Source organism: Allopusillimonas ginsengisoli, from assembly GCF_004153455.1.
Taxonomy (GTDB): Bacteria; Pseudomonadota; Gammaproteobacteria; order Burkholderiales; family Burkholderiaceae_B; genus Allopusillimonas; species Allopusillimonas ginsengisoli.
Map to the genome: position 1 here is coordinate 40306 of NZ_SDQE01000012.1, position 14147 is coordinate 54452.

General features: G+C 60.4%; 12 protein-coding genes. 7 read left to right on the forward strand and 5 right to left on the reverse strand.

What is annotated here, in order from left to right:
- The first annotated feature begins 24 nt into the window (after positions 1–24).
- Together ERE07_RS17515 and ERE07_RS17520 are read left to right on the forward strand one after the other, a co-directional pair.
- Positions 25–1002, forward strand: a complete 978-nt coding sequence (locus tag ERE07_RS17515; protein WP_130010345.1) for a Bug family tripartite tricarboxylate transporter substrate binding protein — start codon at positions 25–27, stop codon at positions 1000–1002.
- Positions 1003–1049: 47 nt separating this feature from the next.
- Positions 1050–2198, forward strand: a complete 1149-nt coding sequence (locus ERE07_RS17520) for a CaiB/BaiF CoA transferase family protein (protein ID WP_130010442.1) — start codon at positions 1050–1052, stop codon at positions 2196–2198.
- On the opposite strand, the gene hemB is transcribed toward ERE07_RS17520, so the two are convergent.
- Entirely contained in the window at positions 2195–3211 is a 1017-nt protein-coding gene (gene hemB, locus ERE07_RS17525) for a porphobilinogen synthase (protein ID WP_130010346.1), read from the reverse strand. The two genes, ERE07_RS17520 and hemB, sit on opposite strands and share 4 nt — an antisense overlap.
- The gene (gene yihA, locus ERE07_RS17530) at positions 3208–3831 is read right to left on the reverse strand and encodes a ribosome biogenesis GTP-binding protein YihA/YsxC (RefSeq protein WP_130010347.1); all 624 of its coding nucleotides are present in this window, start codon (positions 3829–3831) and stop codon (positions 3208–3210) included. Before yihA ends, hemB begins: the two co-directional genes overlap by 4 nt.
- Positions 3832–3987: 156 nt before the next feature.
- Between yihA and ERE07_RS17535 the strand changes: the two genes are divergently transcribed.
- The 3 genes from ERE07_RS17535 (at position 3988) to ccsB (ending at position 8206) form a co-directional block, all read left to right on the forward strand.
- Positions 3988–4689, forward strand: a complete 702-nt coding sequence (locus ERE07_RS17535) for a c-type cytochrome (protein ID WP_130010348.1) — start codon at positions 3988–3990, stop codon at positions 4687–4689.
- 86 nt (positions 4690–4775) lie between these two features.
- A complete protein-coding gene (locus tag ERE07_RS17540; protein WP_130010349.1) occupies positions 4776–6836 on the forward strand; it encodes a cytochrome c biogenesis protein ResB in 2061 nt (686 codons plus the stop codon).
- Between the two features lie 11 nt (positions 6837–6847).
- Positions 6848–8206 carry a c-type cytochrome biogenesis protein CcsB gene (ccsB, locus tag ERE07_RS17545; protein WP_167670973.1) on the forward strand — a complete coding sequence of 453 codons (1359 nt, stop codon included), beginning with the start codon at positions 6848–6850 and terminating at the stop codon, positions 8204–8206.
- 106 nt (positions 8207–8312) lie between these two features.
- Here the strand turns inward: ccsB and lysA are convergent, their stop codons facing one another.
- From lysA to ERE07_RS17560, 3 genes are all read right to left on the reverse strand, one after another.
- Entirely contained in the window at positions 8313–9581 is a 1269-nt protein-coding gene (gene lysA, locus ERE07_RS17550) for a diaminopimelate decarboxylase (RefSeq protein WP_130010350.1), read from the reverse strand.
- Entirely contained in the window at positions 9578–9790 is a 213-nt protein-coding gene (lptM, locus tag ERE07_RS17555; RefSeq protein ID WP_130010351.1) for an LPS translocon maturation chaperone LptM, read from the reverse strand. Before lptM ends, lysA begins: the two co-directional genes overlap by 4 nt.
- Before the next feature lie 134 nt (positions 9791–9924).
- Positions 9925–12351 (reverse strand): penicillin-binding protein 1A, encoded by a 2427-nt coding sequence (locus ERE07_RS17560; protein ID WP_130010352.1) that lies wholly within the window; start codon positions 12349–12351, stop codon positions 9925–9927.
- A 114-nt stretch (positions 12352–12465) separates the two neighbouring features.
- Between ERE07_RS17560 and ERE07_RS17565 the strand changes: the two genes are divergently transcribed.
- Positions 12466–13059: a shikimate kinase gene (locus ERE07_RS17565; protein WP_130010353.1), complete on the forward strand. Its 594-nt coding sequence runs from the start codon at positions 12466–12468 to the stop codon at positions 13057–13059.
- A complete protein-coding gene (gene aroB, locus ERE07_RS17570; protein WP_130010354.1) occupies positions 13056–14144 on the forward strand; it encodes a 3-dehydroquinate synthase in 1089 nt (362 codons plus the stop codon). The genes ERE07_RS17565 and aroB overlap by 4 nt, the downstream gene beginning before the upstream one ends.
- The last annotated feature ends 3 nt before the right edge of the window (positions 14145–14147 follow it).

The window sequence follows — 14147 nt, forward strand, 5'->3', positions numbered from 1 at the left end:
TTCCAGAACATAGTGGAGACAACCATGAAAAAACTTTTGATGACCTTGATGATGTCCGCCGTTGGCATGCTTGGCGTTGTGCCTGCCTATGCGGCCGACGCCTATCCCAGCCAACCCGTGAAGCTGATTGTGCCCTTCCCGCCTGGCGGGCCTACGGATGGCATGGCGCGCCGGCTGGCGGAAGCCATCGCCAAGCCACTGGGCCAGCCGGTAATCGTTGAGAACAAAGCCGGTGCGGGCGGCAATATTGGTTCGGAGTATGTGGCCAATGCTAAGCCGGATGGCTACACCATTCTGTTTGGGACGTCCGGCCCGTTGGCGATCAATGTGAGCTTGTACAAGAAACTGGGCTACGATCCGCGCACGAGCTTCGCGCCGATTGCCCGCATAGGCCATCTGCCCAACATTCTTGTGCTCAATCCCAAGGTGCCGGCGTCGAACCTGAAGGAATTGATTGCCTATGCCAAGGCGCACCCTGATACGCTGTCGTTTGCCTCATCGGGCAATGGCGCATCGTCGCATCTGGCCGGCGTGCTGTTCAACGACATGGCTGGAACCAACATTCTGCACGTGCCTTATCGCGGCACGGGGCCTGCGCTGAACGATTTGCTGGGCGGGCAGGTTTCCATGGCGTTCACCGACATCATGACGGCGCTGCCGCATGTGAACAACGGGACCTTGCGTGCGATCGGACTGGCCAGCGCACAACGCTCCGCCGCGCTGCCTGATTTGCCCACCCTGGCCGAGCAAGGCCTGACAGGGTACGACGTGAGCGTGTTCTTTGGCATTGTTGCGCCCGCCGGCACGCCTGCACCTGTGATCGAGAAGCTGAACGCGGCGTTCAGTCAGGCGATGTCTGATCCGAACGTCAAAGCTACCCTGGAGAGCCAGGGCATTGTTCAGGCCGAGGATAAATCTCCCGAGGGGCTGGCCACGTTCATCAATAGCGAGGTGGACAAATGGGCCACGGTTATCCAGAACGCCAAGCTTTCACTGGACTGATGAGCCTAACGTGCCTGGTGTGAGCACCAGGCCATACGGAGCACATGATGAATGAACCTCTCGCAACAACAGGCGCGCTGCATGGCTGCAAAGTGGTGGACTTGTCGCGCGTACTGGGCGGCCCGTACTGTACGCAGATACTGGCCGATCATGGCGCCGACGTGTTCAAGATTGAACCGCCTTCCGGCGACGAGACCCGTGGTTGGGGGCCTCCCTTTCAGGAGGGCACCGCTTCGTATTTTCTGGGCGTGAACCGCAACAAGTACGGCCTGTCGCTGGATTTGTCTGCCCCGGAAGGCCAGGCATTTCTCAAGGCACTGTTGCAGGATGCCGACGTGCTGGTTGAGAATTTCAAACCTGGCACGCTGGAAAAATGGGGCTTGAGCCCGGCGTCGCTGCAGAAGGCATTTCCTCGCCTGGTGCATTGCCGGATCACTGGCTTTGGCGCCGATGGCCCCCTGGGCGGCTTGCCGGGCTACGACGCCTGCGCCCAGGCTATGTGCGGTCTGATGAGTGTCAATGGCGATGCAGACGGCGAGCCGACGCGCGTGGGCCTGCCGGTGGTGGATATGGTGACCGGACTGAACGCCGCCCTGGCGATACTCATGGCGATCAACGAGCGGCATCGCAGCGACCGCGGGCAATTCCTGGATATCACGCTGTTTGATTGCGCGATTTCCTTGCTGCATCCGCATGCGGCGAACTATTTCCTGAGCGGCAAGATACCGCAGCGCACCGGCAATGCGCATCCCAATATTTCGCCTTACGAGTCGTTTGCGACCGGCGAGGGCGAGATTTTTCTTGCCGTCGGCAACAACCGGCAGTTTGCGCTGTTAGCAGAAGTGCTGGGCCAGCCCGACCTGAGCAGCGATGCGCGCTTCTTGAGCAATGCGGATCGCATCGCGCATCGGGACGCGCTCAGGCAAACCCTGGCGCCGTTGCTGAGCAGGCATCAGGCGACAGACCTGGCGCAGGTGTTGTTGAAAAAAGGCGTGCCGGCCGCCCCCGTGTTGAACGTGGAGCAATTGCTGCAGCATCCTCATACCAGGCATCGTGGCATGGTGCTGGAAGAAGGCGACTTTCGCGCCATTGCGTCGCCGATCAAGCTGTCGCGCACACCTGCCACCCTGAGGCGGCTGCCTCCGGCGTTTGGCGAGCACAACGAAGCCGTGAAGGCGACGCTGAGCGTGGATTAGCCTTGCGCCTTGAGCAGCCTGGCGGCCTGCACGGCAAAGTAGGTAAGAATGCCGTCGCCGCCGGCGCGTTTGAAGGCGAGCAAAGATTCCATCATGACCTTGTCGTGATCCAGCCAGCCGTTTGCGGCGGCGGCCTGGATCATGGCGTATTCGCCACTGACCTGATAGGCATAAGTGGGCATGCCAAAAGCATTCTTGACCTCGCGCAACACGTCCAGATAGGGCATGCCGGGCTTGACCATGACCATGTCCGCTCCCTCGCGGATGTCCGCCTCGACTTCCCGCAGGGCTTCGAGCCGGTTGGCCGGATCCATCTGGTAGGTGGATTTGTTGGACTTGCCCAGATTGGCGGCAGAGCCGACCGCGTCGCGGAAGGGGCCGTAAAAGGCGCTGGCATACTTGGCAGAGTAGGCCATGATGCGGGTATAGATATGCTGTTCGGCTTCCAGGGCCTTGCGAATGGCGCCGATTCTGCCATCCATCATGTCGCTGGGCGCGACGATGTCTACGCCGGCCTGTGCCTGCACGAGGGCCTGGCGCGTCAGAATCTGAACGGTGGGTTCGTTCAGCACATAGCCATTGTCGTCGATGATGCCGTCCTGGCCGTGGCTGGTGTAAGGATCCAGGGCAACGTCAGTGAGCACGCCAAGGTCGGGGAAGTGCTGCTTGAGCGAGGCGACCACCCGGGGTATCAGGCCATCGGGGTTGGCGGCCTCGACGCCGTCGGGGGTTTTGAGGGAGGCGTCGATGACAGGAAAGAGCGCAATGACCGGTATTCCCAGCGTTACACATTCTTCGGCCGCCTTGAGCAGGGTATCGGGCGAATAACGCACGACGCCCGGCATGGAGGGCACGGGCTCAAGAATGCCTTCGCCTTCGCGCACAAAAACCGGGTAGATCAGATCGTTGGTGGTCAGCACATGCTCGCGCACCAGGCGGCGGGAGAAGTCGTCGCGGCGGTTGCGGCGCAGACGCGTGGCAGGAAAATCGGTGGAGGGAATAAAAGCAGTCATGGAACAACCTTTGGAGAAATCCAGTTTTCGATGTGGCGTGCCGCCTCTTCGAGGCCGATGCGGTGCGTGGCGGAGAAAGGCAGGGCATTGAGCGTGCCGATGTCCGCCAGCTCTTTGCGTACCGCAGCCACGGCCTTGATGCGTTGGCCGTAGGGCAGTTTGTCGGCCTTGGTGAGCAGGGCGAGCACCGGCCGGCGGGACGGTGCCACCCAGTCGGCCAGGCGGCGATCCATGTCGGTGACGCCACGGCGAATATCGATGAGCATGACGATGCCGGCCAGGGAGGAACGGTCGCGCAGGTAGCCGCCCAGCACGTCGGCCCATTCTTCGCGGGCCTCACGGGCAACCGATGCATAGCCATATCCGGGAAGGTCGACCAGAAAGCCCAGATGGGCGCCGGGTTCGACCGGATCCGGAATGCCGAATAGGTTGATAAGCCGGGTGCGGCCGGGTGTTTTGCTGGAATAGGCCAGCCTGCGCTGGTTGGTCAGCACGTTGATGGCCGATGATTTGCCCGCGTTGGAACGCCCAACGAAACAGACCTCCGCCGTGGTGGGGGGAGGGAGCTGATCAAGGCGGGCGGCCGAAATGGTAAACGAGGCGCGATGCAAAATGGACACGGAAGGGTACCTGCTCGGTTAGAGTCAACCGCTATTGTATAATCGCAGGTTTGAAACAGTAGCGTCATTTTCCTTGAGATCCCCTTTTGAGCGGAAGTGGCGTCGTCATCGTGGTGTCTCTGGCACCCGGATCGAACACCGATCGTCGAGGTATTCATGAAGCACATGCTTTCCAGTATCGTCATGGCCAGCGGGTTAATGCTGGGTTCTTCCATCGTTTCGCTGGCCTATGCCGCCGATCAAGGTGCCGCCAAGCCCGACGCAGTCAAAGGCGAGCAGCTGTACACCAACGGGGATGCGGCCCGCGGCGTGCTGGCCTGTGCGAGCTGCCACGGGGCAGCCGGCAACAGTACCATTCCGCTCAATCCAAATCTGTCGGCGATGCCTCACGAATACCTGGTCAAGCAATTGATCGATTTTGCGCCCAAAGACGAAAAATCCGCGCCGGCGCGCGGCGGCGCAGACGGTGCGGCATCGGTCATGACGCCTTTTGCATCGGCGCTCACCGAAGAAGACAGGCAGAACATTGCCTATTACCTTGCGCAGCAGCCGCTTGATCCCGATGCGGCAGCAACCGCCACCAACGAAGCAACCATGGAGCGCGGCCAGCATATATGGCGTGGCGGCCTGCCCGATCGCGGCGTGCCAGCCTGTGCGGGCTGTCACTCGCCCAATGGGGCGGGCGTGCCGGGCAATTTTCCGCGCCTGTCCGGGCAGCATCCCGCCTATCTTGCGACGCAGCTCAAGTTGTTCCGTAGCGGCGATCGTCACAACAACACGATCATGCACGATATCGCCGATCGCATGACGGATGCCGATATCGCCGCCGTGGCCGATTACGCCGCCGGCTTGCGTTGATCACGCTGCTGCTGCCGGTGCGTCGCCCGCAGCGCTATACGCTAGCAAGCTAGGGGAAGGCTGTCACAGGCAGCACTCCCTTTTTTATGAAGCCATCCTCCGTGAGTCAATCTTCTTCTGCGCGCAGACACACCGCTGACCTAATGGAGCTATTGGGCTCCATGCGGTTTGCCGTTAGTCTGCTGATGTTCATCTGCGTTGCGAGCGTGATCGGCACGGTTCTGCAGCAAAACCAGCCGGCCAACAACTATATCGATCAATTCGGCCCGTTCTGGTTTTCGGTCTTCGACAAGTTTTCGATCTGGCAGATCTACAACAGCTGGTGGTTTCTGCTGATCATGGCATTTCTGGTGGTGTCCACCAGCATCTGCCTGGTGCGCAACGCGCCCAAGATGGTGCGCGATGCACAGTCTTTCAGGGAATATGTGCGGGCCAGCAGCTTGCGGTCCTTTCATCACCGGGTGGAGCTCTCCAGCGCCGCATCGTCAGACGCGATGCAAGAGCGCGCCCAGGCCTGGCTGAAGCGTCATGGCTATCGATACAAGGTGCGCGAGGAAGAGGCCGGTGTCATGATCGCCGCCAAGAAGGGCAGCGCCAACCGGTTGGGTTACATTTTTGCCCATGCCGCCATCGTAATCATCTGTATCGGCGGGCTGCTGGATAGCGAACTACCGGTCAGGCTCCAGGTCTGGCTGGGCGGCAAGCAGCCCATCACGCAGAACATGCTGATTTCGGAAGTGCCTGAGTCGGGCCGGTTGTCTGGCGCCAATCCCAGTTTTCGTGCAAACATGCTGGTTCCAGAAGGTTCGCAAAGCAGCTCGGGCATTGTGGCCATTGGCGAAGGCGTGCTGGTGCAGCCCCTGCCTTTCTCCCTGAAGCTGAACAGGTTTCTGGTGGATTATTATTCCACCGGCATGCCCAGCAGCTTCAAGAGCGAGGTCGAAGTGACCGATCCGGTTTCGGGCGAATCCTTCAACCAGACAATCGAAGTCAATGAGCCGCTGCGCTATAAGGGTGTAACGGTCTATCAATCCAGTTTCGATGATGGTGGCAGTGCCGTCCACCTTACCGGTTACCCGCTGGTGGGGCCGCGCAGCAAGGCTTTTGACGTCGAGGGCACTATAGGCGAAGGCGCCGAGATCACCCAGGGCAGCGAAGAAACCCGGCAGCCGCTGCGCGTCGAGTTCACTGGCCTGCGCGTCATCAACGTTGAAAACATGGGGTCGGATCTCGAGCCGCAACCCAAGGCCATGTTCGAGCATGTCGCTTCTGTAACCGGCAGCGCCGCCGGCGTCAAGAACGAAAACCTGCGCAACGTTGGCCCAAGCATCCAGTACCGAATTACGGGTGCCGATGGTCAGTCGCACGAGTACACGAGCTATATGCTGCCCATGCAGCTGGATGGCGGCATGGTGTTTCTCGCGGGCGTGCGTGAATCAGAGGCCCAGCCTTTCCGTTATCTGCGGATACCGGCGGATGCCAACAACTCGGTGCAAGAGTTCATGTTGCTGCGTGCCGGGCTGGCAGACCCGGCGCTGGTGAATCTGGCGGCGCAGCGTTTTGCAGAAAGGAACGCGACCAGCGATATCCAGCAGCCCTTGCTGGAGAAAGCCTCACTGGGCGCCCTGGAAACTTTCCGCAAATCGGGTTTCAATGGCATTATCGAGCGCGTGCCAGAGCAGGACAGGGAAAAGGTCCTGGGCTTTGCCGTCCCCATGATTCAGTTGTCTTTGGCAGAATTGCGCGATATCGTACGAGAACGCAACGGCATTCCCGCTGTCCAACACGTGGGCGAAGACGGGGTCGAAGCAGAAAAATGGATACAAACCGCACTGCTGGCGTTGGCCAACGTGCCCGATTATCCAGCGCCTGTCCTCATGACGCTCAAAAGCTTTGATCAGGTGGAGGCCAGTGTGTTCCAGGTGGCTCGCAGCCCCGGCAAGAATACCGTCTATCTAGGCTGCCTGCTCCTGGTCATTGGTGTATTTTCGATGTTCTACATCCGCGATCGCCGTATCTGGGTGTGGATAAAAAAACAGGAAGGCGGTTCAGCGTTGTTTGCGGCCATGACGTCGCAACGGCGTACACTGGATTTCAATCACGAGTTTGACCGCTTTAAAGAGGCGTTTACGCGTCTCGCTACCTAACGAGGTTTTCTATGTCCGAAACCACGCTGCACAGTTCCGCACCGATGTGGCAGGAGTCCATGACCGCCAGCGGAGACGCACGCGGCAAGCGTGGAAGGCCGGATTGGTCGGATATCGGCTTTTTCCTGTTGCTTTCCGCTGGCGCCGCCTATGCCCTGGTCAATCTCGGCGCAAGCATGGACTACTACGAAAAACTCATCCTGTGTGGCGGGGTGGCGCTCTGTAGCTGGATGGCCTGGCTTTGGCGGCCATTGCGCACGCTGATGGTCGCCAGTGGCCTGACCGCCCTCTTCGCGATCTGGCTCTACAGTGGCGGCGGAGGTCTCCAGCAAGGCGATCTTTCCCGCGCCGAGAGCGTGTTTTTTCTGAAATACCTGTTTTCGTCGCAATCGGCCATTCTCTGGATGTGCTCGTTGTTCGTGCTGGCCATGATCTGCTACTGGATTGGCATTTTCAGCAAGACAGCAGCCTGGTTGGGCACGGTCCTGACATGGGCGGCCGTGTATGCAGGCGTCACGGGGATGCTGGTGCGCTGGCGCGAAGGCCATTTGATGGGCCCTGACATCGGTCACATTCCCGTCAGCAACCTGTACGAAGTCTTTGTGCTGTTTTCGCTGATCACGGCGCTGTTTTACCTGTACTACGAGCGGCGCTATGCAACGCGGGCCCTGGGGGGCTTTGTGTTGATGGTGATCAGCTCGGCTGTGGTCTTTTTGTTGTGGTATTCCTTCACACGGGATGCCTTTCAGATTCAGCCACTGGTACCGGCGCTGAAAAGCTGGTGGATGAAACTGCATGTGCCGGCCAACTTTATCGGCTATGGCACCTTCTCTCTGGCCGCCATGGTCGGTTTTGCGTATCTGGTGAAGGAGCACGGCCAGACGCGTTCCCTCAAAAAGCTGTTGCCACTGTTCCTGTTGGGTGCCGTGCTGTGCGCTGAACCCATGGTCTTTGGTTCGCGCGAGCTGTCCGCCACATGGATGCTTTATTTTGGGCTGGGCGCCATTATTGTGGGCCTTATCCTGGCCTTCCGCGGCCCGATCTCGGCTCGCCTGCCGTCGCTGGAAATTCTGGACGACATCATGTATCGGGCGATTGCGGTGGGATTTGCCTTCTTTACGGTGGCAACTATCCTGGGGGCCCTGTGGGCGGCTGATGCCTGGGGCACCTATTGGCAGTGGGATCCAAAAGAAACCTGGGCCCTGATCGTCTGGCTCAACTATGCCGCCTGGCTGCATATGCGGCTCATGAAGGGCCTGCGCGGCACGATGGCCGCCTATTGGGCGCTGGCGGGCCTGCTGGTCACCAGCTTTGCCTTTCTGGGCGTGAACATGTTCCTGTCGGGCCTGCATTCCTACGGCGAGCTCTAGGCGGCCGAGTTGGGCGGCCTCGTCCGAACGTCAACAGGCCCCGCATGCGGGGCCTGTTTGCATTAAGGGGCGTGCCGAAGCCGCCTTCGCAGCGCAATGCACGGAATCAGGGCAGCACGCTTTCGTCCTGAAACAGGCTTTCGATCGTTTCGCGGGGACGGATAACATGGGCTTGATAGCCGTCGACCATGATCTCGGCCGGGCATGGGCGGGAATTGTAATGGCTTGCCATGGTAAAGGCATAAGCGCCCGCGGACATGATGGCGAGCAGGTCGCCCTGCTGCAGCGATAGCGGGCGATCTCGCGCCAGCCAGTCGCCGCTTTCGCATACCGGGCCTACGATATCGTAGGTAAGCGCCTCATCCGTGTTTTGCCGGGTTTGTACTGCTTCTACGTCGTGCCAGGCGTCGTAGAGCGTGGGACGAATGAGGTCGTTCATGGCTGCGTCGACGATGGCAAAGTTCTTGGCGGGGCTGTGCTTGAGGTATTCGACGGCCGTCAGCAGTATCCCGGCGTTGCCGACCAAGGACCGCCCCGGCTCGAGAATGATTTGCAGGTCGCCCAGGCCGTGGCTGTCCAGCTTCTTGAATACCTGGTCCAGCAGGACGCGCGGCGAGAGCAGGGTTTCGTCTGTATAGCGGATGCCGATACCGCCCCCCAGATCCAGGTGTTGCAGGTGTATGCCTTCGGCGGCCAGCGATTGAATCAGGTCGATGAGTTTGTCCAGCGCATCCAGGTAGGGCGCGGCTTCGGTGATCTGAGAGCCAATATGGCAATCCACGCCAACGATCTGTATGTTGCCGAGCGTGGCGGCACGGCGGTAGACGTCCAGCGCATTTTCGATGGCGATACCGAACTTGTTTTCCTTGAGACCAGTGGAAATATAAGGGTGGGTATGGGCATCGACATCGGGATTGACGCGCAGCGACAAGGGGGCCATCTTGCCCAGTTCGCGTGCGACAGCATCCAGGCGTTCCAGCTCGCCCTCGGATTCGACATTGAAGCATTTGACGCCAGCTTCGAGCGCGGCCCTCATTTCCCACGCCTGCTTGCCCACGCCGGAGAAGACGATCTTGCCTGGGTCGCCGCCAATGGCCAGAACGCGCGCGAGCTCACCGCCCGACACGATATCAAAGCCCGAACCCAGCGTCTTGAACTCGTTGATCACGGCAAGATTGGAGTTGGCTTTCATGCCATAGCACACCAGGACATCGCGCGCCTGAGCGGCCTCTTGGTAAGCGGCCCAGGCATCACGCAATGCCTGGCGCGAGTATACGTACAGCGGTGTGCCGTACTGATGCGCCAGTTCAGGCAGAGGAATGTTCTCGGCATGCAAAACGCCGTTCTTATGCTGAAATTGTGGGGCAACGGTCATTTTTGAGGCTCGACGGGGATAGGCTGTGCGGCATTGCCCTGGACGGGCGGTGCCGTGGTAGGCGGTTCAGTAAGCGTTTGGTCTGGCGGCGGGGGCGGAGGCAGATACAGCGGCCCTTTATAGCCACAGCCTGCCATGGCGGCCAGCAATGCCGCCGCGGCGATGCGCCGCGCAGAGCGTGTCCGCAAGAATGTGGATTTAGTCGACATGGTGAAACTCCGGGACGAAAGGATGATTATGCACTGCGATTCATCTCGCTGCATACCGACGACGGGCACGTAAAAGCCCTCCGTCAGCACGCGGTGCGTACCGCGATGCTGCGTGAGGGCTTGCACGAATCCGCCTAGAACGGCACCGACGGAGGCTCGGGGATGTCGCCGCGACTGCCCAACTGGTTGAGCAGCGCCCCGATGCCGTCCGAACCGCTGCCATCGACCGGAACATCCGATGGTGCTGGCAGGCCAACGCGCGCTACGGCCTGTCCTGGCGGAAATTCGGAGAAGTAGAAATCGCCATCGATGCGCGACAGGCCGTCCGGCATGGGGCCAGGGGGCGTTTCGGGCTGGCCTTTCAGGGCGAATTGCATGTAGTTCAGCCAGATGGGCAGCGATGCGCCACCGCCGGTTTCTCCCTGGCCAAGAGAACGAGGCTTGTCGAACCCCATCCAGGCGATGCCGACCAGTTTGGGCGTGAAGCCGGCAAACCAGGCATCGTGAGAGTCGTTGGTGGTGCCTGTCTTGCCACCGACATCGTTGCGGTTGAGCGCGCGATGTACACGGGCGGCCGTGCCGTAGGTGGCTACCCCGCGCAGCATGTCGTCCATGACGTAGACAGTACGAGGGTCCACGACCCGCGCCGTGGCGTCGCCCGCAATCGTAGGCTTGGCCTGCATGATGACTTTGCCGCTGCTGTCGGTTACGTGGTCGATCAGATACGGCGGCACCCGATAGCCACCGTTGGCAAAGACCGAGTAAGCGCCGGCCAACTGAAGGGGCGTGACGCTGCCGGCGCCCAGCGCCAGCGGCAGCACGGCTGGTTGGCGTGCGCGGTCGAAGCCGAATCGGGTGATGTAGTCTTGTACATACTTGGGCCCAACCGACTGCATGATACGTATGGACACCATGTTTTTGGATTTATACAACCCTTGCCGCAGGGTGAGCATCGGCTCGTACTTGTTGCCGTAGTTCTTGGGTGTCCAGGCCTTTGAGCCGGTTTGGGCAGCGGTAAGCCGGAATGGCTCGTCCGAGATCTGGGTGGTAGGTGTCAGGCCGCGTTCAAGTGCCGATGCGTAGATGAAGGGCTTGAAGGCGGAGCCTGGTTGACGCCAGGCCTGCGTGACGCGGTTGAATTTGCCTTCTTCGAAATCGAAGCCGCCGACCAGCGACTGTATGGCGCCGTCTTGCGGGCGAACGGAGACAAAGGCTGCCTGAACGGTGGGCATGTTGATGACTTCCCAGTGGTCGCCGTTCTTGTGCACATACACGACCGCGCCGCGCGCAATGCGGTACTGATCCTTGGCATTCTTGCCCAGGCCCCGCGCGACGATCTTGAGCGCGTTCTTGTCGGTCACCTCGATGATCTCGTTTGATGTGCGGGCGACCTTGATCAATGTCGGGCTGGCGTCGAGGACGACGCCGGTCAGCAGGTCGTCGTCATCAGGGTATTTTTCTTGCAGGCCATCGAGCAGGGCGTCCAGTTTTTCGGGCTGATTCTCGATGCCGGCAGGCAGGTCTATGGTTTCTTCGGGGCCAGGATAGACGGCGCGGCGGGTGTAATCCAGAATGCCTTCGCGCACTGCATCATAGGCGGCTTCCTGGTGCTCGGAATTCACTGTTGTGTAGACATTGAAGCCACGGGAGTAGATGTTGTCCTGGTAGACGGAGTACAGCAGCTGCCGGGCCAGTTCCGCAACATAGTCGCCATGGATGGCGTAGCCGCCCGCGGGCGTGCCGGGCGCCGACTTGATGACGATTTCCTGGTTCTTGGCCTTTTCGTATTCGTCTTCAGTCAGGTAGCCGAGGTTCTTCATGCGGCCCAGCACGTACATCTGGCGCGACTTGGCGCGGTCGAAGTTGGCGATGGGGTTGAAGCGCGAGGGCGCCTTGGGGATGCCTGCCAGCATGGCGGCTTCGGCGGGCGTGATTTCGCCCAGCGGCTTGCCGAAATACGTGCGTGATGCTGCCGCAAAGCCATAGGCGCGATGGCCCAGGTAGATCTGGTTCATGTAAAGATCGAGAATCTGGTCCTTGGTGAGGGTGGCCTCGATCTTGAACGTGAGCAGCAGTTCGTAGAACTTGCGGGTGTAGGTTTTTTCGGACGACAGGTAGAAGTTTCGGGCCACCTGCATGGTAATGGTGCTCGCCCCCTGCGTTTTGGACATATGCGTAAGATTGGCGACCACCGCCCGTGCCACGCCTGCCCAGTCTATGCCGCCGTGCCGATAAAAGCGATCATCCTCGGCTGATAGAATGGCCGATTTCATGACGTCTGGAATTTCGTTGAAGCGCAGCACATTGCGCCGTTCTTCGCCGAATTCGCCGATCAGCACTTTGTCGGCAGTGTAGATGCGCAGCGGGACGCGTGGCCGATAATCGATCATCGCGCTCAGATCGGGCAGGTTGGGCCAGGCCAGTGCCAGCGCCAGCGACAACAGCAATGCACCGCACAGACCGAGTCCGGCGGCGAAGATGCCGGCTTTTAGCAGGAGGCGGCCCATCCATGAATGCGATGTGCCGACGCTGCTTTTTGGGGAATTGGTAGAGGAACTCATCAGGTGCGATTTTAAGTCTAACCGCGATCAGACTATGATTTGCGCTTCAGGTTTATGTAACGGAGTAATGCTGGATGGTCGAGTCGGGCGTGCTGCAAGTGGGATAATACACAAATGAATCATTCTTTACCTGTCGGGTCCGTGCCGCAGGGCCCTGAAAATGGGCCGGACCGGCGGCGTGCTGGTGATCGCCCCGTGTTTCTGGTGGGGATGATGGGGGCTGGCAAAACGACCATAGGCCGCCATCTGGCCCGTTTGCTCGGCCGGGAATTTGTCGACCTGGATCACGAGCTGGAAGCGCGCTGCGGAGTCAGGGTGTCGCTGATCTTCGACATCGAAGGCGAAGAAGGGTTCCGCAAGCGAGAAGCCTCCCTGTTGGAGGAGTGTACTAGGCGACGCAATATTGTGCTTGCCACCGGGGGTGGCGCTGTGCTGGCGCCCGAAAACCGGCGTTATCTGGCCGAGCGCGGTCTGGTGCTGTACTTGCGCGCCACGGCGGATGAACTCTATCGGCGCGTTTCCCGTGATCGAGGCCGGCCGCTGCTTCAGACCGCCAACCCCCAGGAGCGCTTGCGCGACCTGCTGGCGCAGCGCGAGCCCCTGTACGAGAGCGTCGCCCACCTGACCATAGACACGGGCTCAGCCCCCGTCGCCAATCTGGCGCGCGGCCTGCTGCCCCTGCTGGAACAACACGAGGTTAATTCATGAATACAGTCCAGGTCGAAACGCCGGGCGGTGCCTATCCCATCCATATTGCGCCGGGCAGGCTGGATGCGCTGGCGCAAAGCATACCCGACGACGCCACCGCGATTGCCATCGTTACCAATACCACGGTGGCCGCACTGTATGGCGATCGGGCGCAAGCCGCGCTGGCACGCACGGGCAAACCGGTGCTTCGTATCGAGTTGCCGGATGGCGAGGCACATAAAGACTGGCAAACGCTCAATCTGATTTTCGATGGATTGCTGAGCAATCGGCTGGACCGCAAGGCGGTGCTGGTTGCGCTTGGCGGCGGTGTCATCGGCGATATGTGTGGTTTTGCGGCGTCCAGCTACATGCGCGGGGTGCGCTTTCTGCAGGTTCCCACCACCTTGCTGGCGCAGGTGGACTCATCGGTGGGCGGAAAAACGGCCATCAATCATCCCCTGGGCAAGAACATGATTGGGGCGTTTTATCAGCCCATTGCGGTCGACATCGACACCGATGTCCTGGGCACCCTCCCCGCACGCGAAATTTCCGCAGGCCTGGCAGAGGTCGTCAAATATGGCTTGATCATCGACCGCGACTTTCTCGTTTGGTGCGAAAACAACATTTCAGCCTTGCGCGCATTGGAACCCGAGGCCATCGCGTATGCCATCCGCCGGTCTTGCGAGCTCAAGGCGCTGGTGGTGTCCCAGGACGAGCGCGAATCGGGTTTGCGCGCCATTCTCAACCTGGGCCACACCTTTGGCCATGCCATTGAGTCCGGCCTGGGTTACGGGCAGTGGCTGCATGGCGAGGCCGTGGGCTGCGGCATGGTACAGGCGGCCGAGCTGTCCGTGCTGGTGCTTGGGCTGCCACAGGCCGAGGCTCAACGCGTGCGTGCGCTGGTCGAAGCGATCGGATGCCCGGTGCAGCCGCCAGATCTCGGCCTGCAGCGATGGCTGGATCTCATGCAGGTCGATAAAAAAACAGAAGGCGGTCAGTTGCGTTTTGTGCTGCTGTCAGAACTGGGCAAGGCCTGCGTGCAGTCTGCGCCGCAACCCGCCCTGCGCCAGGTGCTCGACAAGGCCGCCGCGGCGGCCCCGGCGTAAGGC